Raw genomic sequence first — 26526 nt, 5'->3', positions numbered from 1 at the left:
TATTCCAACGAGAGTGAGACGGCTTGTATCGCCTCAAATCAATCTTACGACCGTCGACTCGGACGAGGCGATCTGAAGGGGCTTGCGCAGAATCAGGGCAGCTTGATAGATCCGCTCTTGCAGGTCACAGCTCTGGTCAGCCGGTGAAGACGACAGTCTTCTTGCGATTGAGCACCACGCGATCCTCGAGATGATGGCGCACTGCGCGGGCCAGTACCCGCCGCTCTATGTCGCGCCCTTTGCGCACGAGATCATCGGGTGTATCGCGATGCGAGATCCGCTCGACATCCTGCTCAATAATCGGCCCCTCGTCGAGATCGGAGGTCACATAATGGGCTGTGGCACCGATCAATTTCACACCCCGCTCATGGGCCTGATGATAAGGCTTGGACCCCTTGAAGCCTGGTAGAAACGAGTGATGAATGTTGATGCAGCGCCCCGACAACTTGGCCGATAACCCATCGGACAGAATCTGCATGTAGCGCGCGAGGATAACGAGGTCTGTGTTGGTCTCCTGGACGAGCTGCCAGATTCGCGCCTCTTGCTCCATTTTCGTCTGCTTGGTGACGGGAAAATGATAAAAGGGCAGCCCCCCGAGATCAGTGGAAGCCAGATGCTCACGGTCGTGATTGGAAACGATCGCCGTCACTTCCATGGTCAGTTCACCGATTCGCCAGCGATAAAGCAAATCCGCCAGACAATGGTCGAACTTCGAAACGAGCAACATAGCACGTTTTTTTGCGGGACTCTGCCGCAAAGTAAATGTCATGACGACGCGCTTGGCCAGCTCCTCAATTGAGGCCGCGATTTCCGCCTCCGATTTAGCCTGCTCGAGGCGATCGAAGACAACGCGCATGAAGAACTGACCTGTCTCGGTGTCGTCAAACTGCTGAGCGTCGAGGATATTGCAACCAGCTTCAAACAGAAGACTCGAGACCGCCGACACGATGCCTGGACGATCGGGGCACGACAAAACGAGGACCATGGAGCGGTCTGACATTGCGCTTACCGCCCGGCGGCGGCCTCTCCGTAAACTTCGTTGAAACAAAGGAGGATTGGAAGTTATCCCTCAGAGCGTGCTGTGAGTAGCTCTTGGCCGATCAGGTCTTCGATCTTACGACACTCGCCCTTTACTCTGGTGCGGTTTGAGTCGTAGAAAGCGCGAAGAGACGCGATGGCGGCGTGCCGTTCACCCGCGATTTCTATCTCGAAGCATCCTTTGGTCAGCCATTCGGCAGTCACTCCGTGCTCCGCGCGTAGATATCCCATGCCGACACCGCAGCCGAGCGTATGGCCGAACCCCGCGGAACGCAGGTAGCCAACGAGCGATCCATTGCGCCAGACCGGCTCTGTTCCGAACATCAACGGCGCCGCCCGGGGCGCGGCCAATTGCACAAGGCGGCGGCGCGGAACCTGCCAGCGCTGCGACTCAAGAACCGCCCGCCCGATGAAGTCCTCAGCCTTGTTCCAGGCGACTGTGAAACCCAATCCCGCTTCGAGCGGAGAATCCTCATCACTTACATCTGCGCCCCAGTCGCGATAACCGGCTTCAAGACGCAACGTATTCAGCGCCACGTAACCCGCGTGGCGCAGATCGAGGTCGCCTCCCGCGGTGATCAGCGCATCGTAGACACCCAGCGCCAGTTCGGCCGGAACGTGCAGCTCCCATCCGAGCTCTCCCACAAAGGTCATGCGGAAAGCGAGCGCCATGCCATAGCCAATCTCGACTTCTCGGGCCGTAGCGAAAGGAAAGGCAGCATCGGAAAAATCCGCAGGACTCACGCGCATGAGCAGCTCTCGCGAGCGCGGACCCATGACGGAAAGGCACGCGTACCCCGACGAGACGTCGGTGACGAATACGTGTCCCGCACCCTTGGCATGCGTTCGCAGCCAAGCGAGATCCCGGATGCGCTGCACCGCCGCCGTAACTACCAAAAATTCCTCATCGCCTATTCGTGCGATCGTGACGTCGGACTCCATGCCGCCTCGCTCATTGAGCCATGGCGTGTACACGATGCGGCCCACCGGAACATCAACGTCATTGGTGGAGAGACACTGGAGAAGGGCCAGCGCATCACGACCCTGCACCAGGAGGTGCGCAAACGAAGTCTGATCAAACAGCGTGACCCCGGAACGAGTTGCCTCGTGCTCCGCCCCGCTCGCCTTGAACCAGTCGTCGCGAACGAACGTGGCGTGGGCGCTCCCCGACGACTCAGGCGCACCAAACCATTGCGCCCGCTCCCACCCGGCAGCCTCGCCGAACTTCGCGCCAGCGGCTGCCAACCGATCGTGTAGCGGCGAGACGCGCACTTTACGAGCCGTCTTCGGCGACTTGTGAGGCCAATGCAGTGCATAAAGGAGCCCAACTGCCTCGCCCGTTCGATCGCGCAGATATCGTCGATTGCGCTGGAATGGCATGGCACGTCGCACGTCCATTTCCCAATAGTCACTGGCGGGCACGCCGGTCGACATCCACTCAGCCATAACCTTGCCGGCGCCGCCAGATGACTCGATACCGCAAGAATTAAAACCCGAGGCGACATAGAGCCCGCTGATATCAGGGGCAGGCCCTAACAGGAACCGATTGTCAGGCGTGAAGCTCTCCGGACCATTGAAGCTCAGCTGCAGCCCCACATTTTCCAGCGCCGGCATACGACGCACGGCATTGGCGAGGTGAGGTTCGATATGTTCGAAGTCGTCAGGTAAAGAGTCGAAACTGAACTCACGCGGGATCCCCTCCATACCCCAGGGCTTTCCCTTGGGTTCGAAGAAACCTACGAGCAATTTGCCAGCATCTTCCTTTGCGTAGAAGCACGCATCAAGATCACGTACCGTGGGAGTATCGGGTGACAAACCTGCAATGGACTCTGTCATCACATAGAAATGCTCTGCCGCATGCAGCGGCACCGTCCAATTCAGTTCGGCAGCCAAAGTGCGGCTCCACATTCCGGCAGAGATGACGACCTTGTCGCTCCGTACTATCCCTTCCGCGGTCTGAACACCGGTGATCTTCGCTTTTTCGACGAGAACGCGCGTGACTGGAGTGCGTTCCAGGATCCTCGCTCCACCCTGCCGCGCACCGGCGGCGAACGCCCTGGCCGTATCCACCGGATTCGTCTTGCCATCGGAGGGGATCCATGCTGCCCCAAGTACATCTGCCACTTCGAGCAAGGGCACACGTCGCTTGGCTTCGGCAGCATCGATAATCTCGACATCGAGGCCAAAGGAACGCCCCATTGACGCACCTCGCTTAAGCTCCTCGAGCCGCTCGGGCGTCGCTGCGACGGTAATCGACCCACATTGCCGAAAGCCGGTGTGTTGCCCTGTCAGTTCCTCGAGTTCTCGGAACAGCCCCGCGGTGTACTGAGCCAGTTTGGCCATGTTCTCACTGGCTCGAAGCTGGGTGACTAGGCCGGCCGCGTGCCAAGTGGTCCCGCAGGTTAGCTGGTCGCGCTCGAGCAGCAGAACGTCGCGATGCCCGAGCCGAGTGAGATGATAGGCGATGGATAAACCAATGATTCCACCGCCAATAATGACGTATTCCGCGTGGGATGGCAGCTTGCTTTGCATTCTAAGACTCAGAAAAAATGACTACAGGGAGGGGTGTGGGGGCAGCCGGCATCAGCGCGTGGATGCCGTTGACGCGGTCATAGGCGCCGACCATACCGAGCTTGGCTATGCGGCACGTCGGGAGCCAATCGCGCGATATCAAGCGCATTGACACAATTGCCGCGCAGGAGACGCTTACCAGCGAATAAGGGCGACAGAGCCTGGAGCGTACAAATGTAGGCAAAATCGACTACCCTTTCCGTGCATCTCGCTTCCGTGACCTGGGTCAACGAGGAAAGTTGCATCTTTCTGCCATATTATCGAGCTCCAGATCCGAATTTGGTCAATCTAGGCTTCGCGGAGCAGAAAGCCCGCGCGCGATGGACAAAGCGTGAAGCTTTTGTATTGTCGACCTTTGGCGCTCACGCGGGCCACCGCGAGGTGAGCTGAGGTTGGAAACGATCGGCTCGGCACGACGCATTGATGTGTTTCGCACATGATCAGACCGTCGATCGGCATCAGCGCGAAAAGAACCGGAGTCATGGAGGACCCCGCTTCGACATCGCGCAAGCCCCCCCCCGCATGGCTTGATGAGCCCTGGCGCGCAATTCTCCAGAATTCCGGTTTGCGGGAGAGCTCGAAGCCGCGTCAACGTCGTCACTAAATCTCGAGCGGTTTGCGCCAGCCGATGCAAACACATTTTCTCTCGTATTTGGCGGGGACATCTCAGGTCAATCTGCACAACAGGGCACCTGCAGAATCATTGGCTAAAAGGCGGTCATGTCGCACTTGTCGAGAGCATTCCGAGAATTGACCTGTACGAACCTGCTTTCGGAGGCAGATAGCCAGGGGTGGTCGCTTTCAGGATGACTACCCACCAATGACAACCTCCGGCGTGACACCGCCGCGGTAACGGTGTTCGCGAGCAAATAAGCGACAGTCATGGGCCCCACGCCGCCCGGCACTGGCGTAATGTAGCTCGCGCGCTTGCTCGCCTCAGCGAACGCTACATCTCCGACAAGTCTAGCGGCGCCCGTCGAATCAATCGCACGATTGATGCCGATATCTATGACGATCGCCCCCTGCTTGAGCCAATCGCCCCGGACTAAGCTCGCGCAGCCGGCAGCAGCGACGACAATGTCAGCCTTTCGACAGAGGTCCGGCAGGCCTCGCGTCTGGAGTTGGGCACTGGTTACGGTACACCCAGCGTCGCCAAGCAGAAGTCCTAGCGGTTTTCCGACGATATTTGAGCGACCAATGACCACAACATCGAGGCCATTCAAGTTGCTCACGACGGTCTTGATCAGATGGACAACCCCGAGTGGGGTGCAAGGTGCAAGAGCTGGCCGCCCCACCGCCAAGCGGCCAACATTGTAAGGATGAAAGCCGTCCACATCCTTGGCTGGGTCGATGGTCTCCAGCACCCGCGATCGGTCAATGTGCCCGGGCAATGGAAGCTGAACCAGGATGCCGTCGATGGCATCATTAGCGTTGAGCTCCTCGATCAGTCGCAGGAGCTCGATCTCGTCAACGTTACTCGGGAGCAGGAATTGCTGAGACTTGAACCCCACAGCCTGCGCCTGTTTGATTTTCGCTTTCACATAGACCGCACTAGCCGGATCCTTCCCCACCAACACAACGGCCAAGCCCGGAATCACGTTGAATTTGGCTTGGAGCAACGCTAGATCGCGGGCCACCTGAGCCCGAAGAGTCTCTGCGATCGCCTTTCCGTCTATTTGGATGGCATTCATGATAGATACCTAAGGATATGCGTCGAGTCGCCCTTCCAGTGGCGGCAACCACGATGTTTCTTTTCTTGCCTGCCATCGGCGAGCGCGGCCGAACAAATCATCTGCATTTACGATACACGTATCAGAGGCAACTATTTCGCGGGATTTTTCGTTAATCGAAGGATTTACTGCATCACAGAGGGACTTCGCGGTGAAATTCACTTCTGGTCCGGGAGCGACTATGCTGTACGACCCGATAGACGTTTACATTCTTCCGATCTTGAACAATGGCGGGTGCATTGTCCCGTGAACTGATGCGCTTACGTCTCCTTCATGTGGGTTCGTATGCAAGGCGCAAAACCTGCCCCCTCGCTTCTCTATTTTAAAGTTCTGTCGAGACTTCCATTGGAGTCTTCTTGATCAGTCTTCAAGGAGATCAACAGCACTAAATAGCAATTCCCGTTCAGTACTTGCCCGATCGGCCCCCCTCGCAGCGTCTGACGTAATGGTCGGCGGCAAAGCCCTAACGATGAGCGCCGCTCCCGTCCTCACCTCAAGCCGGGAAACTGCCGCCGAAAGGAATGTCGCACTTGTTTGGGCCTGATCGTATCGTCGTCTTGACATCGTAGGCATTCTCACTGCCGCGAACGAAGATAGCGGCAGAGCTGAGACGAGATGCCGAAGAGCTACTCAAGGCCACGACTTCTTCACCTTAGGCGCCCAACAGCAGAAACGAGCGCAGCAGCTACGTGTGAGCAACGCGCGGCTGAACTGGCTAGATCATGGGAATTTCGCCTCCGTAATAAATTCCGGCGTCCTCCCAGGTCGCAGCTCGGCGGCTTTCGCGAGGATTAGCAGAATTCACCATCACTGCTGACCCACCTTGATCGGAAGGGCCTGAGGTGTGCGACTCCTCGCACACCCGGCCTGCCCCGCTTCTCCTCGCGTTTTAAGCAGCGGCGGCGTTATTGGCCGCAGCCAGATCGAGATACTTCCGAGCTTCCGCGCAATACCAGTCGGCATAGCGTATGAGCATCGGCTCTGCCTCCTGCGAGTAGGGACCTGGCCGGTATCCCTTGCCATTCACGCCCCGCTGGTTGAGCTCCGAAAGATCCTTGTCTTCCTGATTGGTTTTGGCCCAAAGCGTAGTGAGTCCCTCGAGCGTGTAATCGATGCCTTCTTGCGCATCCTTATGGACAAACATCTTCCAGGTGACGACGGTCTCTTGCACCGCTGTCGGCATGGCACTGAACGTGACAACGTAATCGCAAAGCGCGTGCAAATAGGCATGGGGGCTTAGCGACCAACGAAACCAGCCGATCTCTGGCTCGCAGAGCAGCTTGCCGACAGAAGGCTTCCCATCCATGGTAAGCGAGTTGCAGCCCGCCTTGAGAGGAAAGCGATGTGCGCGCCACCACTCTCCTGCCAGAGCGTTGAGCGGCTCTCCTGGCGCTTGACCCGTCGCTACTCCAGCGGCGGCCATGCGGGCCGCGAATTCATCCGCAATAGGACGCCAGCTATCGATGTCTCGGCGGGTCGCGAACGGGTAGGCCGAGGAGGTAAGGCTCGCATGACCCACCGCGCAGTGATAGCATTCATTTGCATTTTCGAGGACGAGCTTCCAGTTCGCTCGCTCCACGAGCGTTGCTTCATACGCAAGCTTGACATTCGTGAGGTGGCTTGGGGCCATCATCGGCCCGACCTTCTCTCTGAATTCATCGAAGGGTGGTGGCTGCTCTGCAAGGCAAACATAGATCGTCCCGGCGACCGCTTCGACGTGAATCGGTAGCAGGTGGATGCTCTTACGATCGAAGCTCTCCTGCATCCTGCCGGCCCCCTGCAGTGAACCATCGAGCCGATACGTCCATTGGTGATAGGGACAAACGAGCCGCGATTTGCGGCCATATCCCGTCTCACAAATTTGCGCACCACGGTGGCGACAGCTATTGTGAAAAGCTCGCAGTTCTCCATTATTGTCGCGAACCACCACAATGGGAGAACGCCCGATTGTCGTAGCCAAGTAGCTCCCATCGACGGGAAGCTCAGCCTCAAGTCCGACGAAGAACCAAGAGCGCGCGTGTATCGCCTCTAGATCGAACTCGAATATTTCCGGATCGGTGTAGAATTCTTGCGGCAAGCTGTATCCCGGGGCCCGCGCCTCGAGAAGCTGCCGAACCCGCTTCAGATTAATCATCGTTCAGTGTCCTCCTATTGCTCGCGTATCGCGACTGAACTGAGAACCTCGACAAATGGCCTACGCTTCCGCGTGTTTGATATTTGAGCTCCGGCGGCGCCCTGCACACAATCAAGCTCATGAGAATACATTGGGGAGCTATCCCTGATTGCGTTCATTCAAAGCTCTTCGCAGAGCTCGCCGAGACACCACTCAAGCCCACCGGATACCTAGTCGAATGGAACCTTCATCTTTTCTTGGATATTACTGTGCGTCATGAGCGGAATTTACCTATTATTGGCCGTCCGTTGCCGAAATTCTGCGGATGAGGCAAAGCTTTCATGCGTAAATCGTTGACGGTTGAGTTCAACGCAGAAAGGGCGATTCGAAGCTTGGCTATCAGAATCACGCCACGCTCGAGGAGCACGTGGCGCAGGCGCTTCGTCCGCGGCCACTTGAAACTACACTCACTAAAACTCGCGCAAATCGTCGCCCTCGAGGCACTCACGCGCAACCGCTCCAGTGTATCTTCATCCCAGGCGCGATATCCGTCCTAGACTAGAGTGTGATGACGGAACCGGAGCGAAGCGCCTGACGCCCCCGTGAGAGCCCAGGTGTTGTGAACAGCTATTGTCTGCCAGCGGCCTTGAACTCCGCTGGCCAGAAAGGATCAAGGCTTCAGCACGAAAGAAAGATCTGTATCGATCGCTACTCGTGACGGCTCTAGCAGGCCGTTGAAAAAGGTGCTCGCCGCCGACGAGCGACCGTGATTCATTGGCTCCGACGGGATTTGAAGGTGGTGCGTGCGCGGCGGCGACCGTCGAACGGGCGAGCTGTTCAGCTACGTCGATCTGGAGGCGCGGGTGCGGCGTGACCGTCCGCTGCGAGCGATCCGGACGATCGTGAACGACGCGCTGTCGACGCTGGAGCGCGAGTTTGCCGCGCTCTATTCGCCAATTGGCGGCCGTCGATCCTGCCGGAGAAGCTGCTGCGGGCGATGCTGTTGCAAGCGTTTTACTCGATCCGCTCGGAGCGGCTTTTGATGGAGCGGCTGGAATATGACCTGCTGTTCCGCTGGTTCGTCGGAATCGGCGTCGGCGACGGGGCCTGGGACCATTCGGTGTTCTCGAAGAACCGCGACCGGCTGCTGGAAGGCGACATCACGGCGAAGTTCCTGGCGGCAGTGCTGGCGCAGCCCAGGGTAAAGAAGCTTCTATCGAACGATTACTTCTCGGTCGATGGCACGCGGGTGGCGGCGCTGCACGTGATCGAGCCTTATGCCGACCGGCCGACAGCGATCACGCTTGGCGCCGACAAAGCCTACGATGCAGAAGACTTCGTCAATGAGTTGCCCTCGATGAACGTCACGCCGCATGTTGCACAGAACACCAGCGGCCGCAGCTCGGCGATTGACGGACGAACGACCCGGCACGGCCGGCTATGTCATCAGCCCGCGCATCCGCAAGCGGATCGAGGAGGCATTCGGCTGGATCAAAACGGTCGCCGGGCAAGAGAAAACCAGCTTCCGTGGCCGTGATCGCGTCGCAAGGGCCTTTACCTTCGCTGCCACCGCCTACAATCTGGTGCGGCTGCCCAAGCTGATCGCGGAGACCGGTTGATGGCCAAGGTGCCCGGCTTCGCCAAGGCCTTCGTCGGCCGCTGGCGCATCGTCGAGATGGACGTCTGGGACAACGGCTTTCTCGACCTCGTCGAGGAAGCGCATCTCACCTTCCAGGGCAAGTCCGATGGCGAAATCTCCTTTGGGGCTCTCAAGGGCTTCCTCGACCTCCGCTACGGCGCGCGAGACGGTTCGGCCTGTGCGGAGTTCTCATGGGAAGGGCACCACGAGAATGATCCGTCTTGTGGTCGCGGATGGGCTATGATCGGCACTGCGGGCAGGCTCGTCGGCCACTTCTACATCCACAATGGCGACGACTCAGACTTCGTTTGCGAACGCGGATGAGTTCTTCAACAGCCTGCTAGAGCTGTTGTTAGGACGGATCTTGATTGCGCCGGCAGCGATATAGCCGCTCAATCTTCGGCAGTTGTCGTCGCAGCTTTTCTCCCGAAGCCAACATCACTAGACCTTCATGGATATTTGGCGCTGATGAACACCTGTGTGATAAACGGCAACGCTACGCCAGTCCCGATCGTGCCTCAGGATGGTGGTACCATTGTTGCCGACCCCAAACAGAGTTCCGGCTGACGCGCTTGGACTCCGAGTAACGCGCGGAACGTGCCGAGACGTCTTCTCACGAAAGGGGCTATGGCTGCGCTACAGGCGCCGGCGAGGAGTTCTCCCCCGTAGCGGCTCGACCGGGGAGGTGCGACGCGGGAGCGCGCACATGACAGGCCACGACGCGCCCGTCTGCCATCGGTACCAGAGGTGGCACTGCAAGGCGGCAATGCTCAACCGCGAGCGGGCAGCGCGGGTGAAAAGCGCAGCCACTAGGCGGATTAATTGGGCTTGGCACCTCCCCTTCCAAGGGTACCTCAAGTCGCCCCCCCGTGGGATCGGGCACCGGAGCGGCCGCAATCAGCGCCTCAGTGTAGGGGTGGACCGGCTTGGCGAAGAGGGCATCACATGGGGCGAGTTCCACGATCCGCCCGAGATACATGACCGCGACACGATGACCGATATGCTCCACAACGCTAAGGTCATGCGAGATAAAAATGTAGGCAATGCCCATCTGCTGCTGGAGATCCATAAGCAGATTCAAGATCTGTGCTTGCACGGAAACGTCAAGGGCTGACACTGCCTCGTCGGCAATAATGAGCGAGGGCTGAAGTGACAGCGCCCGCGCGATGCCGAGCCGTTGCCGCTGGCCGCCCGACAACTCGGACGGAAGTCTATGCATCATCTCGGGCGACATTCCGACCTTGCTCAGAAGGTCGGCAGCAAGCGCTTTGCGTTGGCTCCTGCTGAGACGCTCAAAATTCTCGATAGGTTCAGTAATGATCTGTCCCGCAGTGAGGCGCGGATTGAGGGATGAGTACGGATCCTGAAAGACCATCTGCATCCTTCGGCGCCACGCCCGAAGCGCCTGCCTCTTCAGATCGGCAATGTCGGTCCCGTCGATCAGCACGTGCCCACTCGTAGGCTCGACGATCCGCATCAAGAGCCTCGCGATCGTGGACTTTCCGCAACCGGATTCGCCTACAATGCAGAGCGTTTCACCCGCCTTAACGGAGAAGGATACATCCTCGACCGCCCGCACCACAGGAATGGTCCTTTTCAGGAATCCCAAGCCAAGAGCGTAATGCTTGGTCAGATTCTCGACCTTGAGCAGAGGATCGCTCATACGCGCACTACCTCTTCCGAACGCCAGCAGGCCGCGGCGTGGCTAGGCCCCACATCACGCATGGCAGGTGTCCTCTCGCGGCAAATATCTATCGCGAATGGGCAGCGAGGTGCGAAGCTGCAACCGACGATGGGATCATGCAAGCTTGGCACAACGCCAGGAATCTCTAACAAGCGGCGCCGAGGACCCTGCCGTCGACGAGGCACCGAACGCATGAGTCCCTGAGTGTAGGGGTGCGTTGGGCGCGCGAACAGATCTGTTACGGTCGCTCGCTCCACGATTTGGCCAGCATACATCACGATCACCCGTTGGCATGTTTCAGCCACAACGCCCAGATCATGTGTGATGAACATTACCGCTGTCCCCATCTGCTTCTTCAGATCGATGATCAGCCGCAGGATTTGCGCCTGGATGGTAACGTCGAGCGCAGTCGTCGGCTCATCGGCGATCAATAGTTCCGGTGAGCAGGCAAGAGCCATGGCGATCATGGCACGTTGGCGCATGCCACCAGACAATTCGTGGGGATAGTTGTCTGCGCGACGCTCCGGGTCCGCGATGCGGACAAGACGCAGCATCTCTCGGGCCTTTTCTCTTGCAACTGAGCGTGAGGCGTCCCTGTGGATTTGAACCGCTTCTGCGATTTGGCGACCGACAGTGTGAACCGGATTCAGGCTTGTCATCGGCTCCTGGAAGATCATTGCTATCCGGTCGCCACGTATTTTTCGCATCTCCCGTTCGGAGAGCTTCAGAAGGTCGCGTCCGTGAAAGAGGATCTCTCCGCCTATTGTCTTGGCGTTCAGCTTCGGCAGCAAACGAAGTATCGAAAGAGCGGTGACGCTCTTCCCGCATCCGGATTCGCCGACAACACCGAGCGTTTCACCACTTCTAACCTCGAAGCTGACACCACCGAGGGCACGTGTGACGCTTTCGTCGCCGTAAAAGTGCGTCTGGAGGTCTCGAACTGTCAGAAGGATCTCACCTGTGGTCTTTGGCATGTGCATGTCAGCGTCTCCGCGTTGAGCGGACATCAAACAGGTCGCGCATGCCGTCCCCGAGCAGATTGGCGGCAAGCACCGTAACGGCAAGGCAGGTGCCGGGGGCAAAGACCGTCAAAGGGGCGATCGCGAGATATAGGCGCGAAGTCGATATCATGTTGCCCCAGCTGGGGATCTCGGGCGGCACACCGAACCCAAGAAAGCTTAGCCCGGCTTCTATCAAAATCGCACTTGCGCAGACATTTGCGCTTTGGACCATAAGAGCCGGAATTGTACTCGGCAGGATATGCCGCCACAGCACCTTCGGCAGGCGAGCTCCGCCGCAGAGCGCGGCCTCCACATAGGGACGCTCCCGAACGCTGAGAACCACCGATCGAACCAGCCGCGTCACGCTTGGGATTTCGCGGATCGTGATGGCAACGACGAGGATGCCAATCCCCGGGCCCATAAGAAAAATAAGAGCAATCGCGAGCAGAATCGTCGGGATCGACATCAGGCCGTCCATCACTCGCATTACAACATTGTCCAACCAGCGAACGTAGCCGGCGACAACACCGATCAGAAGCCCGCAGAGAGCTGCGCTCGCCGCCGACATCAATCCCACCACGAGGGAAATCCGGGCGCCGAAGACAGTTCGCGCAAACACGTCTCGGCCCAAGTTATCCCTCCCAAACCACATCTCGGCTGAAGGCGGCTGAAGGCGTTTGAGTGGATCCATGGTGAGTGGATCGCCAGCATAAAGCGGGGCAGAGAGCGTTAATATGATCAACAGGGCCAAAAGGCCTGCGCCCGCAAAGACCAGCGGATACCGCTTTGCCAGACGTGGAATGTTGGGTACTCGTAGCCGGGACATCGGCTCGGTTTCAACTGATGCGAAGGAGAGGGTCATATCAGTACCGGATGCGCGGATCGACCAGAGTGTACGTAAGATCGACCGCTAAATTGACCACGACATACAGGCCCGAAACGAGGATCAGCATGCCTTGAATGATAGGATAGTCGCGATTGTTAATCGCATCGACCACCAGGCGACCGACACCAGGTATATTGAACACAGTTTCCGTGATGACGACGCCACCAATCAATGAGGTGAAGCTTAAGCCGATGACGGTGAGGATCGGAACACCCGCGTTCTTCAGAGCGTGATGGAAAAGCATGGAATATGAAGAGGCGCCCTTGGCAGCGGCGGTTCGCATATAGTCTTCCGAGAGAACTTCAAGCATGCTCGCCCGCGCGATCCGGGCGATGAACGCAACATACGAAACACTCAACGTCAAGGTTGGCAGGATCAGTCGCAAGAGCCATGGCCCCACGCCCTGGCCAGCAGATTGGTATCCTTGAACCGGCAACCACTGCGATTTGATCGCGAACAAGTAAATGAGAAAATAGCCAACGACAAACACAGGAACCGAAAACCCGAGCGTCGCAAAGGCAGAAAGAATGCGATCAATAAGGCCGCCACTTCGCCAAGCGGCGAAGACGCCGAACGAGACTCCGACCGTCACCGAAACAATCATTGTCAGGATCGTTAGGGAAATGGTCGGTTCCAGCCGCTGGGAGATGAGTTCGAGCACAGGCCGCCCGGTAAAAATTGACGTCCCGAAATCGCCGCGGAGGATGCCCAGCGCCCAATGCACGAACTGAACTGGGAGAGGGTCATTGAATCCAAGCTTTTCGCGGATACCCTCAATCATCTGTGGCGTAGCCGAATCGCCGGCGAGGATGGCCGCAGGATCGCCAGCCGCCAGCCTGAGGAGCAGGAAGACGAAGATCCCGACCATCGCCATGACTACGACGGTCCAGACCATTCTGTGAAGTATATAAGCGGCCATTGCGCCCTCAGGCCTTCTGCATTTTCCACATCGGGACAACGGATGGCATGCCGATGAGACCGGTGAGAGTCTTGCGTCCCGCGATTGGCCAGAACGTCTGCCCCAACATGACGGACCCGACGAAATCCCACCATACATTCTGCATCTTGCGGGCCAGCGCCTGGCGCGTTTCGAGCGCATCGAAATCTGCCGATTTGGTTCGAAGAGCCTCAAATTCGTCGCTCTTCGGCCAGCCAACCCAGGGCTTGTCGCCGTTCGCAAGGAAGAAAACATTACCAACTGGATCGCGTCGGCTAAAGCCGCTACCGCTGGTGATAAAGATATTCCAGCCCCCGTTCTCGATAGGGCCTTTGTTGGTCCGGCGCGTGACGACCCCGCCCCAGTCGCTCGGCGCAAGCTCGGCATTGACCCCGATCCTTCGCAATTCGGCTGCCAGAAGCTGCGAGGCATGGCTTAGAAACGCTATGTTCGTGCGTCGGAGAATGATAATCTTCTCCCCGGCATAGCCGGCTTCCCTGAACAGTTGTTTGGCTTTTTCCGGATCGCCGCCCTTCTTATACCATCCGCTATTCTCGTCGTTGGAATAGAGCGTGTCGTTTCCAAATACCGAAGTGACGGTCGGGCCGTATCTTGGGTTGGGGGACGTGACACGCACGAACCCCTCCTGATCGATCAGATGAAGCATCGCCTGGCGCGCTTTTACATTGTCGAACGGCTCCTGCAGAAAGTTCAAGCGCGCGTATACGTTACTACCCGCCTTGTCCAGAATTTGGAGATTTAGGTTGGGATCACCCTCGAGCACCGAGTAAAAATCGACGGGCGGTGCTCCAAGGAAATCGATCTCCCCCGCCGGCCAGGCCGCGAAAGCAGTCTGCTCATCCGTGATATTCTCCCATATGACGCGATCGACGTTGACGATCTTCGCACCGGGCGGTCCGTCGGACGGCTCCTCGCGCGGCACGCATTTCTCGTTGCGATCGTAGCCCACCCCCGGCTTCGCAAGAGCATCGTTGAACTTGAACGGACCCGATCCGATATTCGCGGTCACCTGCTCTGTGGCGGGCGGTTTCGCGTCCGTCTCGCGCATCATGTACGGGGACAACGACAAAGGCGTCGCCAGAATATCGATCAGGAGCCCCAGCCTCTCCTTCAGCGCGATCGTGAAAGTCTTGTCGTCCTTCTGCGAGATGTCTTTCTGCGAGATGTCTTTGGCCCGCTCCAGAATCAACTGGTCGCCAGAAGCGACCTGGGCCCGTCGTCGGATCGAAGCGACGCAGTCCGCTGCCGTGACCGGCATGCCATCGTGCCAACCGAGACCATCCCCGAGCTCGAAAGTATACGTCTTCTTGTTCTCGGAAACGCACCGCTTCTGGGGCTGTGGAATGAACTGGGAGTCGAGCGAGAACAGCGTGTCGTAAATCGCCGCGCCATGGTGGTTCGTGATCGTAGCCGTCGTGTAGATGGGATCAAAAACGCGGAGGTCACCAGACCCCATCACCATCCGGACGCTCCGCGCGGCTGTTGGCGTCGCCTGTGCCCGCAGGACCGATGGGATCGATACGGCCGCTCCGGCGGCCACACCCGACTTGATGAGATCACGTCGAGAAATCCGCATGACAATTCCCTTTCTACTGGTCGGTTTGCGGCGGTCCACCGCACCCAAGCTTGGCGCTTGAACCGCCCCTTCAGATCGCCGGGTTAGTGCCGGCTATTCTCGTGGCCATCTGGCGCAGCATCATCCAGAATGGGATTGAAAGGGAGCGCCGGGATCTACTGATTGAAATCGAGGTGCCTGGAGAAGCAGCCATCCGACACCTCATCGGCGGACAATCTAGCCCACCACTTGCGAAGATAGACCAACTCGCCTGCTCTACGCGCTCGGAGTTCACGTGATAGCTCTCATTCTTTCGCTCCCAGCGGTGCTGATCCGCGCTCTTTTCCGCCCGGAATCTTTCTTCTTTGCGTCAAAGTTACTTGGCACGCAGGATGAATTTCGCTAATTCATGGCCTCCGTTGCCGAAATTATGCGCCGCATCCCGAGAATTTGAAGCTTTCGCACATCTAGTGCCCCTCCGGGTAAGAATTCGTCAATCCGGTGCTACGGACGCAGTTGCGAACGCTCGTCGCGGCTGGTCGCGCATCGCGCTATGCGGTACAGGCCATCAAGATTGCGCGGGCTCTCAATGACGAGGACTCCTGTCGGATCGTCAATGGTTCACGGAGAGTTCAAATCACTTGGGTCGACCAGCCGAATTGGCCCGAGGACACGGACCGCCATCGAGCTGCTTAGGCCTTTAAAACTGATACTCCTACCGTCGTATTTCGTGACGTTCATCACGATCGATGAGCAAGATCGGCTTCGCATTCCCGCTGGCCGATATGGCGACTTTTGCGCGAGTGTCTCGGCCGCAGGCCGCGGCAAGTAATCGTCCTGTCCTTATCCACGCGATGACATTAAGATCGAAAGCAGGATTCGTAATCGCTCATTCAGAATCGGTGCGCGGTCATCGCCGATGATATCGAAGTGAGGCTGCGGACCCGCAACAAGTGCCGCAAGCAATTTTGCCGTTGCCGGCGCTTGCGTCACGCCGGAGTGGCGCTGGCCGAATCCGCAGAATAAACCACCACAGCACGGGGCCGCGCCAATGCACGGTAGACCGTCAGGAGTAAGGACGATGGCCCATCCATCTGTCAATGACCTTAGCGTCTTCAATGGACAGGCGAAACACGTGATACTCACCGATGAGGGATCTTGGCTCGCCGCAAATCGGGAGCAGCGTCGATACTTGCGAGTTCGACTCGGCCCGCGATCCGTAATCCTTGATGGGCGTAATGGCCATCTTTCCATGGGATGGCAATATCGGATGGATGACAGTCTTCGCTCCGTCCGCAATCACGACATGATTCCTCGCTCCGATTCAAGGGGACACGATCACCGGCTTCGATCGCCAATTACTTCGAACCAATACCTGCCGTTACGAGGCTTGCGCGCATTTCACAACGAGCTCGCCGATTCTTTCGGCTGTCAGACGACCACTTGGGATTTCAAAGCCCGTTGCCTGGGCTCGAATAAATTCACCACCGTGCTGTCGGATGAGTTCGGCGATCGCTTCGCAGTATGCTCTTACATCTATGCAGTGACAACCTCGTCGATAAACATACCGCTCAAAAATATTCGGCTCGAATTTTCGAAGATCCGCGTTGTGAAGTTCCCTAACTTTGATCCCGAACCGCCGGCGCATATCCACGCGAAGTCATTATCAATTTCCGATTTGTCGCGACAGAGATGCCCGTTCTGTTCAATGAGGTCGCTGACGCCGGCCTCGGCCGCGACATTCTGATGATCCCTTGGACTGTGGTGGCAAAGCTCGAAGCCCACCTTTGCGCATTATTCAATCTTTTTTCCAATTCCGCCCTGCCCAGACAAATCTGAAGAGCCAAGGCAAAAGATGTGGTATCTGCAGCCTGGGATTGCGAATGCTCCTGACCCATCCATCAAGAACATTGGAATGCGACGCCATGGTCCGGGCACCGACACCGGCATGATGGCTGCGGGGCTAATCCACTCGGCGTTGCCATATGACGCAGCCTGTCTGCCGCCAGGCTCAGCTGGGCAGTCGCCTGTGAAAAAGCGCCCAAACCGTTGAATAGGAGTCGTTTTTTCGGGGCGGCGGTGGTTTTGGATTTGCAAGCTTTCGAGGGTTAAAGCCTCGAAAGCTTGCAAATCCATTTTGAAGATTTCCTCGAATCGGCAGTCGTGATTCCTTGGTCGCACCGGAGGGGAACGATGCGACCCAAGAAGCCGGAGACGACGGAAGGCGATCTGTTTCGCGCCAGGCTCGATCAGATCATCAATCTGAAGCACGAGCTGGTGCAGCTCGGTACCAGGATCGACTGGGACTGGATCGATCGCGAGATCGCACCGCTCTACAGCGAGAAGGGCCGACCGGGGATCGAGAGCCGTTTCGTCATTGGGCTGCTGTTGCTGAAACACATCTACGGCTTATCCGACGAGGGCGTCTGCCAGCGCTGGGTCTACGACCCGTATTTCCAGCACTTCACCGGGTTTGAGTTTTTCAGCACGAGCTTCCGCACGAACGAAGCGACCTCAGTCATTGGCGCAAGCGGCTCGGCAGCAAGCTTGAGCTCTTACTAGCCGAGCGTCTCAGGGTGGCGCACCAAACCGGCGCGTTGCGGACGCGCAATCTCAAGCGGGTGACGGTGGACACTACCGTGCAGCCCAAGGCCATCACCTTCCCGACCGATGCCAAGCTGGTCCATGCGGCGATCAGGGGGCTCAACCGGCTGGCCCGCGCCCATGGCCTTGAGCTGCGGCAATCCTATCGGCGCATCGCCAAGCAGGAGGCGATGATGGCGGGTCGTTATGCCCATGCCAAATAGTTCAAGCGCCATCGTCGGCAATTGCGCCTGCTGCGGTCGCGGCTCGGCCGCCTGATCCGAGACATCCGCCGCAAGATCGCTGGCCAGCCAGAACTCGAAGCTGCGTTCGAGCAACCGCTTTCGCGCGCAGGCCAGATCCGCTTTCAGGAGCCGCTGCAGCGCGGATACAAGCTTTACTCCTTCCACGCACCCGAGGTCGAATGCATCGGTAAGGGCAAGACCTCAGCGCCTTATGAGTTCGGCGTCAAGGCTTCGATCGTCACCACCAATGCCCGCCCCGGGCGGCCAGTTCGTGCTGCACGCCAAGGCGCTGCCGGGTAACCCCTATGACGGGCACACGCTCGGCGAGGTCATCAACAGCACCGAGACGCTCACTGGCTGCGGAATCGAGCGCGCCTATGTCGACAAGGGCTATCGCGGTCACGAAACGGAAAACCCGCGCCGCGTCTTCATCTCCGGCCAGAAGCGTGGCGTCTTCGGGGTGATCAAACGTGAACTTGATCGGTCATATAAAGACCGACGGACACCTCGGCCGCTGCCATCTCAAGGGCCGCGACGGCGATGCGGCCAATGTCGTCCTGACCGCCGTCGGCCACAATCTTCGCCTCGTCCTCGCCTGGCCGAAGCTTCTGCTGCACCTAATCCTGAACGCTTTGATGCAGCTGCTCCCTCTCACACCCGCGCTCAAACCAGATTCTTAACGGACGACTGGGTATGATGACGACTTGCCGGCCTGTCTCTGAATTTCCAGCGCCGTCATCCGCACAGCAATATCGGCGCCGATGATCACGACTTTCATCTCATGCCGTGAGCGGATTTTGGCGCCCATCCCGTATGCCCTCCATTGAGGCTCGCGCATCTCTGGAGCGGGGTGGCAAAGCTAATGTCGCTGATTCGATCACTAGGTTGTAAGCGTGGCGTTGAGGCCCTTGAGAATTTTCGTACGCAGTCGTGAGAGCGCCGCTAGAAGAGTCATCTTCTGCAAGGGTGCTCACAATGGACGACCATTCGGACGACATAAGACGACCGTTGTCACCGCGTATCGAAGTGTACGCAGGCGCAGGTCGAAAGCGCTGGCCGGACGATTTGAAGGCACAGATTGCCGCGGAAAGCTTTGAGCCGGGGGCGATTGTCACAGATGTCGCGCGTCGCCACGGGTGCCGGCCCCAGCAGGTGCACGACTGGCGGCGCCGGGCGCGTTTGGGTCAGTTGGTGCTGCCGCCTTCGGCGGATACGTTATCTTTCGTGCCTTTGGTATCGGAATGGGCGCTACCGGCGGCCGCTGAGCCCACCGGGTCGCCGGAAGCAGCGGTTGTGACGGTTGAACTCCAGGGGGCACGAGTGGAGGTGCGAGGGACGCCTCGCCTTGCTGTGTTGAGGGATGTGTTCTTGGCGCTTCGACGGACACGTTCGTGCTGACGCCGCCCGCGAGCCTCATGATTTACGTGGCGACGCAACCTGTGGACTTCAGAAAAGGTGCGGAGGGCTTGGCGCTGTTGGCGAAGGAGACGCTGGGCCATGACCCGATGAAGGGCGTGGCGGTGGTGTTCCGTGCGAAGCGCGCCGATCGGGTGAAGATTGTCGTCTGGGATGGCAGCGGCCTTGTGATGTATTGGAAGCGGCTCGATGGCGGCGGCTTCAAATGGCCTCCCATCGTAGCCGGCGTGATGCGGATGAATGCCGCGCAGCTGTCCGCGCTTCTGGCCGGCATGGATTGGACGCGGATGCACGCGCCTCGAATCCCGCAGCCGAAAGCGCTTGCGTAACGATACAAATCTTCGCTGCATCTCGGCGCGAAGCATGGCAGAGTTGGGCCAATGAGTGATTTGCCTGATGAGCTGCCGAGCACAGCCGAGCTGCGTGTCTTTGCCGCGGCTCTGCTGGATCGCTGCGCCAGGCTTGAGCGGTTGCTCAAGCTTGCGAAGGATGCGCAGTTCGGTCGATCGTCGGAAAAGCTGGACGCTGATCAGCTGCAGCTTGTTCTGGAGGACATCGAAGAGGCCGTCGCGGCCCTCGAAGCAGCCGAGGATCGCGCCAATCCCAGAACCTGCGAGAAGAGGACGGCCGAGCGCAAAGCCAACCGTGGTCAGCTTCCGGGGCATTTGCCGCGCATCGTCGAAACCCTGATGCCGGCTGCAACCTGCTGCCCGTGCTGCAAAGGCGATCTCGTTGAGATTGGTCACGATGAGAGCCAGAGGCTCGACGTCGTTCCGGTGCAATACAGGGTGATTGTCACCCGCCGGCCCAAGCTGGCCTGCCGCGCCTGTCATGGCGTCGTCCTCCAGCACGCTGCGCCCGAGCGATTGATCAAGGGGGGACTGCGCACCGAGCGTCTCGTCGCGCATGTAATTGACGCCAAGTATCATTGGCATTTGCCGCTCTATCGTCAGGCGCAGATGCTGGCGACCCACGGTATCGCCATCGACCGTTCCACGCTCGCCTTCTGGGTCGGCTACGCCGCCCAGGTATTGAAGCCCTTGTGGCATTGTCTGCGCCAGCTTCTGCTCGCCTCTTCGAAGCTCTGTGTCGACGAGACCCAGGCGCCGGTGCTGGATCCGGGGCGCGGCAGGACCAAAACCGGCTACTTCTGGGCGCTGTCACGCGACGACAGGCCTTGGGCCGGACCTGACCCACCTGGCGTGGTTTACGCCTATGCACCGGGCCGTGGGGCCGTTTATGGCTTGCAGCTGCTCGAGGGCTATCGCGGCATCATCCACTGCGACAGCTATCAGGCTTACAAGACCATGACCCGAGAGAGGCGTGCGGACGCCTTGTCCGGAACGCTCGCCTTCTGCTGGTCGCATCTGAGGCGCCAGTTTGTGAAGATCGAGCGCGAGGCTGCTCCGGCGCCAGCTCCGGTTGCCCGCGAGGCTCTTGAGCGCATCGCGGCAAAAAGGGAGTTCTTGGCATTGAGCTTGATCGGCCGCATCGCACGCTCGACAGCATTCGTGTCCATCTCGATGCGCCCGTCATCAAGGTAGAGCATCAGGCCGTCCCAATGATGCAACGCGCAACGCAAGGCCTTCGCCGTGTCGCTCTTTTGTGCAAGGTAATCAAGCTTGGCCTCAAACCACTGCTTCAAGGGCTGTAGCGAGAGGTCGGGCGTGCGCCTGCCTGCCAGCACGGCGCTCGGCCTCCGATCGGCCGCGCAGCGCTTTCTCGACCGCGTAAAGTTAGGCGGGTTGCGACGAGGGCGCCGAGATTGGGCAGTCCTGGTTTCGTTAATCGAGACCTGTAAGCTCAATACCGTCAGTGCCGAGCACTGGCTCGCTGATGTTCTCGCGAAGCTCGTCAATGGTTGGCCTGCGGCGCGACTGGACGAACTGCTCCCTGGGGCGTCGATCTACACGATGCATGCACACGATCCGAGGCTGGCGGCATGAGCCTGAACACGACCGCGGTCCGGATCAAGGTGACCCTCAAGGATGTGAAACCGGAGGTGATGCGATGCCTTGTCGTGCCGCTCACGCTGCGCCTTGATCGGCTGCATCTGACGCTTCAGGCGGCGTTTGGCTGGACGAACAGCCATCTCTTCGAGTTCCTGGCTGGCGACGGACGTTGGGGTATCCCTGATCCCGATGGAGATTTTGGCCCGCAGCCCATCGATGCTCGCAAGACGCGGCTTGCCAATATTGTTCGAGAGACCGGCGCGAAGGCGATCCATTATCTCTACGACTTCGGCGACAGCTGGGACCACGTGATCAAGCTCGAAAAGTGGTTCGACAACACGACAACGGAGGGACTTCCCCTCTTGCTCGAGGCTACCGGCTGTTGTCCTCCGGAAAATGTCGGCGGTGCGTCAGGCTATGCCGAATACCTCGACGCCATCAGCGACCCCACCCATCCGGAGCACGAACAAATGCGCCTCTGGGGCCCCGAGCAGTTCGATCCCAACGTCGTCGACCGGAAGGCGCTTGAGGCCGCTGTCAATGCGTTGTCCGACATATGGAAGCCGCGCCGGCGCACCACGCGCTCAAAATAGACATCAGGCGCCAATCAAATGGGCCTCAGAGCTACGCTTACACTAGGTTCACGGGTGAGGTTCGTTCATATGCCCTCGTGGTAGGCCGTCCGCCAGAACTGGGTGATCGTGTGTGCAGAGGTCCGCCGAGCATGACAAACTCGTTCTAGTTGAAACGTGATCCCGGTTACTTCCGTTGCGCGCGGCACGACTAGGCTCCTGCAACACTCTGGCCGTTGCTGGCGGAGCACGATTCAACGAAAGTCCGCCCCAGTAAACGTCCTGTTCGGATTACCAACGGCAGACCAGGATCTTTCTTCAAGTGGATTGCGATTCCTTCGCGAGCTCGTCCATCACTTGCTTCGTGGCTCGATGCGCCAGATCAATCATCTCATCTATCTCAGACTCGGATACAATGAGAGGGGGAGCAAAACCGAGAATATCTCCATGCGGCATTGCTCGCGCAATAAGGCCTCTATCACGGGCCGCCTTCGATATGCGGGCACCCACCTTCAGCTGCGGATCAAATCGCCGTTTCGTTTGGCGATCTGCAACGAACTCGATCGCACCGAGCAAGCCCACACCTCGCACTTCCCCAACGATCTCGAGCTGAGCAAATCGTTCCTTCAGCCTCTTCTGGAAGTGCAAACCAACGGTCCTTGCGCGCTTGGTTAGCTCCTCCTTTTCGAAGATATCGAGTACTGCGTTGGCCGCAGCAGCCGCAATTGGGTGCCCGGAGTAGGTATACCCGTGGGAGAACGCACCGACTCGATCGGCGGCCTCCTCCATGACGCTGTAAACCCGCTTACCGACAATGGCGGCCGAGAGCGGCATATAACCTGATGTCAGACCTTTGGCGACAGTCACTAAATCTGGTTCCATCCCGTAGAGGATGCTGCCGAAGTCTGCGCCCGTTCGACCGAATCCACAGATCACCTCATCGGCGATCAGAAGTACGTCGTATCGCCTGAGAACTGTTTGGATTTCGCGCCAGTACCCGGTCGGCGGCGGCGTGATGCCCCCCGTACCCAGCACGGGCTCAGCGATGAAGGCCCCGATCGTTTCTGGGCCCTCGCGCAGGATCAGCTCCTCCAGTTCGGCTGCACGTCGGCGAGAGAAAGACTCCTCCGTTTCACCCGGCTCAGCTCCCCAGTAGTGATGAGGGCTGCCGGTGTGCAGAATGCCCGGAAAAGGTAGATCCATGTGGTCGTGATAGAAGGACATTCCGGTCATCGAGCCGGAAATCACCGAGCAGCCATGATAACCCCGCTCGCGCGAGATGATCTTCTTTCTTCTGGGCTGACGACGCAGATTATTGTAGTACCAGACGAGCTTTGCTTGTGTCTCGTTGGCGTCAGATCCAGACAGACCGTAAAAGACCTTGCTCGGCGCACCCGGCGCCATGCGCACGAGACGATCCGACAGAGTTGCTAGCTCTTCGGTCGTATGGGCAGCATAACTATGATAGTAAGCCAGCTGGTATGCTTGGCGCGCGATAGCCTCGGCGACCTCGGTGCGGCCGTAGCCGACATTTACACAATAGAGACCAGCAAACCCGTCAATATAACTGCGTCCTTCTGCATCTTTGATACTGACACCCTTGCCATCCGTGACGATGGTGGGATCGCCGAGTTTGCCTGTCGCGAAATCCTTGAGCTGAGTAAAGGGATGCAGAACACTGGAGCGATCTCGTTCAGAGATACTCTTGATATCGGTCATGCCAGTTCTCCTAATTCGCTAGATCGCCGAAGCAGACGTACTTGAATTCCATGTATTCGCCTAAGCCGTGTCTCGAACCCTCACGACCAAGACCGGATTGCTTCCACCCACCGAACGGTATCGGCGGTCCAGTGAATGATGCCGTATTGACACCGAGCATCCCGCACTCGATTTGCTCGGAAAGTCGGAGCGCCCGGCGTAAGCTGTCCGTGTAGACGTACCCGGCTAGCCCCATCTCGTTAGCATTGGCTCGGCCTATGACTTCTTCTTCAGACTCAAACGGGAGCACGGCAGCCACTGGCCCAAATGTCTCGTCCCGCGCAATCAGCATGTCTTCCGTGACGTCACTCAAGAGTGTCGGAGAAACGAAGTTTGGACCCAAACCAGCCCCCTGATTGGACGAGAATACTCGCGCGCCCTTTTTCACGGCATCGTCGATTTGGGACAGACATTTGTTGGCGACCGACAACTTGGTCATCGGCCCGATGTCAGTCGCAGATACTAGGCCGTGACCGACCTTCAATTGGGCGATTGCCCCAGCAAATGCCTCGACGAAAGCACCGTAGATGTTCTTTTGTACGTAGATTCGGTTTGCGGCGAGACAGTCCTGACCGGAGGTTGCGAATTTTGCGGCCATCGCACCCTTCACAGCCTTTTCGAGATCCACATCATCGAAGATAATGAAGGGGGCATGCCCGCCCAGCTCGAGCGACACCCTCTTGACTGTTTCCGCCGCCCCCTCCAGGAGCAAACGCCCGACTTCCGTAGAGCCGGTGAACGATAGCGCACGTATTCTTGCATCGCGCAACAGCGAGGTCGACAGTTCGACAGGCTCACCAACGAGCACTTGAAGTACACCGCGCGGAATCCCAGCTTCTTCGGCCAGTCTAGCCAGGGCGAGGGCCGAGAGCGGCGTCTCCGGAGCAGGCTTCACGATAATCGGACAACCGGCCGCAAGAGCAGCCCCCGCCTTTCGAGTGATCATTGCGATAGGAAAATTCCACGGAGTAATGGCCGCCGCGACCCCGATCGGCTGCATCCTGACGTGAAGTAGACTACCGAGCTTGTGGCTAGGGATTGTCTCACCGTACGCGCGCTCTCCTTCCGCAGCGAACCATTCGAGAAATCCAGCACCGTACGCAATTTCATGGCGCGCCTCAGCCAGTGGTTTGCCCTGCTCGCTCGTGACCAGGATTGCGAGCTCTTCCGAATGGTCGAGCATCAATGAGGCCCAAGACCTGAGCACCTCTCCACGCCGCACCGGCAATAAATCGCGCCAAGAAGCAAACGACCGTTCAGCCGCCGCTATTGCCAGATTCATGTCTGCGCCAGAGCAAGAGGCAACCTCCGCGATCTCTTCCCCGGTAGCGGGATCGACCACAATCCCTCTTTGCTCACCCGCAATCCATTGACCGTCGATCAGCGCACGCCCCGCCACAAAGTCGCGACGACGGAAATTCTCGAGGTGTCGGATAGCAAGACCGGGCAGATGAGGATTTTTGTGCCGGAAAGCCTGATGAGTCATCTAAACCGTGCGTGATTTGTTGAAATTGCCGTGGCATTCAGGATATTGATGTCGCAAACAGATTTGCGTCGCATTTTCCTTCCGTTCGGAGGATTTCCTGCAACGCGCCGGTAGTTTGCGAGGTAATGCGGCTGAGACTGGAGACATTTATGAGTTACGATCGAATTGACGCCCGGATCCTAGAGATCGTGCAGAAGAACAACCGTCTGACTTCCGAGGTCATCGGCGAGATGGCGGGGCTTTCCCCAACTGCCTGTCAGCGCCGACTGAAGAGACTCCGTTCGGAAGGAGTCATTGAGGCCGACGTTTCCATCGTCTCGGCGAGGGCGGTGGGAAGACCTATACAGATGCTAGTGCTGGTGAACCTGGAACGGGAACGTTCAGATATCATCGACAGGTTCAAGAAAGCCATCAAAACGTCAGATGAGGTCGTCAATGGATTTTACGTCACCGGCGATGCTGATTTCGTCCTCTACATCACTGCGCGTACGATGGAGGATTATGAGCAGTTTACCCGACGATTCTTCTATGAAAACCCTGACATCAAGGGCTTCAAAACAATGGTCATAATGGATCGCGTGAAAGCGGGCTTCGCCGTTCCCATCGAACCTCCGCCCAACGACTAAGCGTGTTTTCACGCGCGCGCCTCCAGCTGGAAGGTCCAGAAATACATCAGTGATCCGCATCAGCAGCGAGGTTGTTGTCAACCTGACATCCTGTTCTGATCAGCACTTGAGTTCGCCTGGCGCATAAAATCGACTGCAAATCCTCAGTTAATTTTTAATCGATCTTGTTACCTCTTGCGCCGATTTTTTCTCTGTGCCGATGGCATGGATGAGCCCGCGCAATTACGGCGCGGTTCTTCTATGGAAGAACAGCAAACGAGGCCGTAAGGACCCGCGTAAGGCCCGCACTTTTGTGCTACAATCGAGCCGCGTCAGGGGACCTGTGCTACTACTTCTCCTCACTGTGCATGCGCCCGCGCCTTTTCGCCGCTTACTTGCGTAAAACGCAGCTAATCGGAATCGACACTCCTGTACTCTATATTCCTCATCGGCGAACCGAAGATACATCTTCTCTGGTCGACGTGCGAAGCTCATGAATATTGCGTGCCCCCTCGTGCAATAGCGCTGCGCGATGGTCAAAGCTGGCACGGCGAGGAGCGCTTGGCGCTCAGTCTGTCACGGCGAGAGGCAAACTGTCGGGGCCGCGGCAGTTGCGAGTTATTCGTCGCTCCGGGCGCTGGGGTTCATGAGGTACTGCAAATGGTAATGCAATTCGAAGGATATTGATAGGGCAGTCAATAATTTTTGGGCGGCCTCACTGCATCACTGATGCG

General features: G+C 58.3%; 21 protein-coding genes and 4 pseudogenes. 10 read left to right on the top strand and 15 right to left on the bottom strand.

The features are described 5' to 3' along the window. Window positions 1-136: 136 nt before the first annotated feature. The 5 genes from purU to MTX21_RS34035 all read right to left on the bottom strand — a co-directional run bounded on the left by purU (window position 137) and on the right by MTX21_RS34035 (window position 7473). Entirely contained in the window at window positions 137-1000 is an 864-nt protein-coding gene (gene purU / locus MTX21_RS34055; protein WP_280968896.1) for a formyltetrahydrofolate deformylase, read from the bottom strand. A 62-nt stretch (window positions 1001-1062) separates the two neighbouring features. Next, window positions 1063-3570: an FAD-dependent oxidoreductase gene (locus MTX21_RS34050; protein ID WP_280968895.1), complete on the bottom strand. Its 2508-nt coding sequence runs from the start codon at window positions 3568-3570 to the stop codon at window positions 1063-1065. A 327-nt stretch (window positions 3571-3897) separates the two neighbouring features. Continuing rightward, window positions 3898-4119 (bottom strand): hypothetical protein, encoded by a 222-nt coding sequence (locus tag MTX21_RS34045; RefSeq protein ID WP_280968894.1) that lies wholly within the window; start codon window positions 4117-4119, stop codon window positions 3898-3900. 197 nt (window positions 4120-4316) lie between these two features. Beyond that, window positions 4317-5300 (bottom strand): bifunctional methylenetetrahydrofolate dehydrogenase/methenyltetrahydrofolate cyclohydrolase FolD, encoded by a 984-nt coding sequence (folD, locus tag MTX21_RS34040; protein WP_280968893.1) that lies wholly within the window; start codon window positions 5298-5300, stop codon window positions 4317-4319. A 928-nt stretch (window positions 5301-6228) separates the two neighbouring features. Beyond that, the gene (locus tag MTX21_RS34035; RefSeq protein WP_280968892.1) at window positions 6229-7473 is read right to left on the bottom strand and encodes an aromatic ring-hydroxylating dioxygenase subunit alpha; all 1245 of its coding nucleotides are present in this window, start codon (window positions 7471-7473) and stop codon (window positions 6229-6231) included. A 782-nt stretch (window positions 7474-8255) separates the two neighbouring features. Between MTX21_RS34035 and MTX21_RS34030 the strand changes: the two are divergent. Continuing rightward, window positions 8256-9071: pseudogene (locus tag MTX21_RS34030) on the top strand (transposase). Beyond that, entirely contained in the window at window positions 9071-9415 is a 345-nt protein-coding gene (locus MTX21_RS34025) for a hypothetical protein (protein WP_280968891.1), read from the top strand. The pseudogene MTX21_RS34030 and the gene MTX21_RS34025 overlap by 1 nt, the downstream one beginning before the upstream one ends. 301 nt (window positions 9416-9716) lie before the next feature. On the opposite strand, the gene MTX21_RS34020 is transcribed toward MTX21_RS34025, so the two are convergent. Genes MTX21_RS34020 through MTX21_RS34000 form a run of 5 tightly spaced genes read right to left on the bottom strand, consistent with a single transcriptional unit; the run spans window position 9717 to window position 15196 of the window. Next, window positions 9717-10754 (bottom strand): dipeptide ABC transporter ATP-binding protein, encoded by a 1038-nt coding sequence (locus tag MTX21_RS34020; protein ID WP_280968890.1) that lies wholly within the window; start codon window positions 10752-10754, stop codon window positions 9717-9719. Beyond that, complete coding sequence (locus MTX21_RS34015) at window positions 10751-11755, bottom strand: ABC transporter ATP-binding protein (RefSeq protein WP_280968889.1); 1005 nt, start codon at window positions 11753-11755, stop codon at window positions 10751-10753. The genes MTX21_RS34020 and MTX21_RS34015 overlap by 4 nt, the downstream gene beginning before the upstream one ends. 1 nt (window position 11756) lies before the next feature. Beyond that, window positions 11757-12638 carry an ABC transporter permease gene (locus MTX21_RS34010; protein WP_280968888.1) on the bottom strand — a complete coding sequence of 294 codons (882 nt, stop codon included), beginning with the start codon at window positions 12636-12638 and terminating at the stop codon, window positions 11757-11759. A gap of 1 nt (window position 12639) precedes the next feature. Next, window positions 12640-13581, bottom strand: a complete 942-nt coding sequence (locus MTX21_RS34005) for an ABC transporter permease (RefSeq protein ID WP_280968887.1) — start codon at window positions 13579-13581, stop codon at window positions 12640-12642. 7 nt (window positions 13582-13588) lie between these two features. Continuing rightward, the gene (locus tag MTX21_RS34000) at window positions 13589-15196 is read right to left on the bottom strand and encodes an ABC transporter substrate-binding protein (RefSeq protein ID WP_280968886.1); all 1608 of its coding nucleotides are present in this window, start codon (window positions 15194-15196) and stop codon (window positions 13589-13591) included. A gap of 1060 nt (window positions 15197-16256) precedes the next feature. On the opposite strand from MTX21_RS34000, the gene MTX21_RS33995 reads away from it, so the two are divergent. After that, window positions 16257-16922, top strand: coding sequence for a hypothetical protein (locus MTX21_RS33995; protein WP_280968885.1), 666 nt, complete (start codon window positions 16257-16259; stop codon window positions 16920-16922). A 47-nt stretch (window positions 16923-16969) separates the two neighbouring features. Here the strand turns inward: MTX21_RS33995 and MTX21_RS33990 are convergent, their stop codons facing one another. Then, the gene (locus tag MTX21_RS33990) at window positions 16970-17311 is read right to left on the bottom strand and encodes a hypothetical protein (protein WP_280968884.1); all 342 of its coding nucleotides are present in this window, start codon (window positions 17309-17311) and stop codon (window positions 16970-16972) included. Window positions 17312-17368: 57 nt separating this feature from the next. Between MTX21_RS33990 and MTX21_RS33985 the strand changes: the two are divergent. Continuing rightward, window positions 17369-18683: pseudogene (locus MTX21_RS33985) on the top strand (IS5 family transposase). Here MTX21_RS33985 and MTX21_RS33980 read toward each other — a convergent pair. Then, on the bottom strand, window positions 18680-18811 hold the full coding sequence (locus MTX21_RS33980; RefSeq protein ID WP_280971329.1) for a hypothetical protein: 132 nt from the start codon (window positions 18809-18811) through the stop codon (window positions 18680-18682). The pseudogene MTX21_RS33985 and the gene MTX21_RS33980 sit on opposite strands and share 4 nt — an antisense overlap. A gap of 167 nt (window positions 18812-18978) precedes the next feature. Here MTX21_RS33980 and MTX21_RS33975 point away from each other — a divergent pair, with 167 nt between their 5' ends. From MTX21_RS33975 to MTX21_RS33965, 3 genes are read left to right on the top strand one after another with little or no spacing between them, the layout of a single operon-like run. After that, window positions 18979-19401 (top strand): transposase, encoded by a 423-nt coding sequence (locus MTX21_RS33975; protein ID WP_280968883.1) that lies wholly within the window; start codon window positions 18979-18981, stop codon window positions 19399-19401. 17 nt (window positions 19402-19418) lie between these two features. Then, a complete protein-coding gene (gene tnpB, locus MTX21_RS33970) occupies window positions 19419-19748 on the top strand; it encodes an IS66 family insertion sequence element accessory protein TnpB (RefSeq protein WP_280970881.1) in 330 nt (109 codons plus the stop codon). A gap of 51 nt (window positions 19749-19799) precedes the next feature. Next, window positions 19800-20963: an IS66 family transposase gene (locus MTX21_RS33965; protein WP_280968882.1), complete on the top strand. Its 1164-nt coding sequence runs from the start codon at window positions 19800-19802 to the stop codon at window positions 20961-20963. Here the strand turns inward: MTX21_RS33965 and MTX21_RS33960 are convergent. After that, a pseudogene (locus tag MTX21_RS33960) lies at window positions 20870-21155 on the bottom strand (transposase); the annotation flags it as partial. The gene MTX21_RS33965 and the pseudogene MTX21_RS33960 sit on opposite strands and share 94 nt — an antisense overlap. A gap of 30 nt (window positions 21156-21185) precedes the next feature. On the opposite strand from MTX21_RS33960, the pseudogene MTX21_RS33955 reads away from it, so the two are divergent. Further along, window positions 21186-21365: pseudogene (locus tag MTX21_RS33955) on the top strand (transposase domain-containing protein); the annotation flags it as partial. Beyond that, complete coding sequence (locus MTX21_RS33950; RefSeq protein ID WP_280968881.1) at window positions 21362-21964, top strand: plasmid pRiA4b ORF-3 family protein; 603 nt, start codon at window positions 21362-21364, stop codon at window positions 21962-21964. The pseudogene MTX21_RS33955 and the gene MTX21_RS33950, both read left to right, overlap by 4 nt. A gap of 297 nt (window positions 21965-22261) precedes the next feature. Here the strand turns inward: MTX21_RS33950 and MTX21_RS33945 are convergent, their stop codons facing one another. Beyond that, the gene (locus tag MTX21_RS33945; RefSeq protein WP_280968880.1) at window positions 22262-23662 is read right to left on the bottom strand and encodes an aminotransferase; all 1401 of its coding nucleotides are present in this window, start codon (window positions 23660-23662) and stop codon (window positions 22262-22264) included. 10 nt (window positions 23663-23672) lie between these two features. Further along, window positions 23673-25187 carry an NAD-dependent succinate-semialdehyde dehydrogenase gene (locus MTX21_RS33940; RefSeq protein ID WP_280968879.1) on the bottom strand — a complete coding sequence of 505 codons (1515 nt, stop codon included), beginning with the start codon at window positions 25185-25187 and terminating at the stop codon, window positions 23673-23675. A gap of 149 nt (window positions 25188-25336) precedes the next feature. Between MTX21_RS33940 and MTX21_RS33935 the strand changes: the two genes are divergently transcribed. Then, window positions 25337-25813 (top strand): Lrp/AsnC family transcriptional regulator, encoded by a 477-nt coding sequence (locus MTX21_RS33935; RefSeq protein ID WP_280968878.1) that lies wholly within the window; start codon window positions 25337-25339, stop codon window positions 25811-25813. Window positions 25814-26526 lie beyond the last annotated feature (713 nt).

Origin of the sequence: Bradyrhizobium sp. ISRA430 (genome assembly GCF_029909975.1) — a bacterium.
In the GTDB taxonomy this organism is placed as follows: Bacteria; Pseudomonadota; Alphaproteobacteria; order Rhizobiales; family Xanthobacteraceae; genus Bradyrhizobium.
The sequence above is the reverse complement of the archived record's forward strand: the minus strand, read 5'-3'. Positions and strand labels throughout refer to the sequence as shown.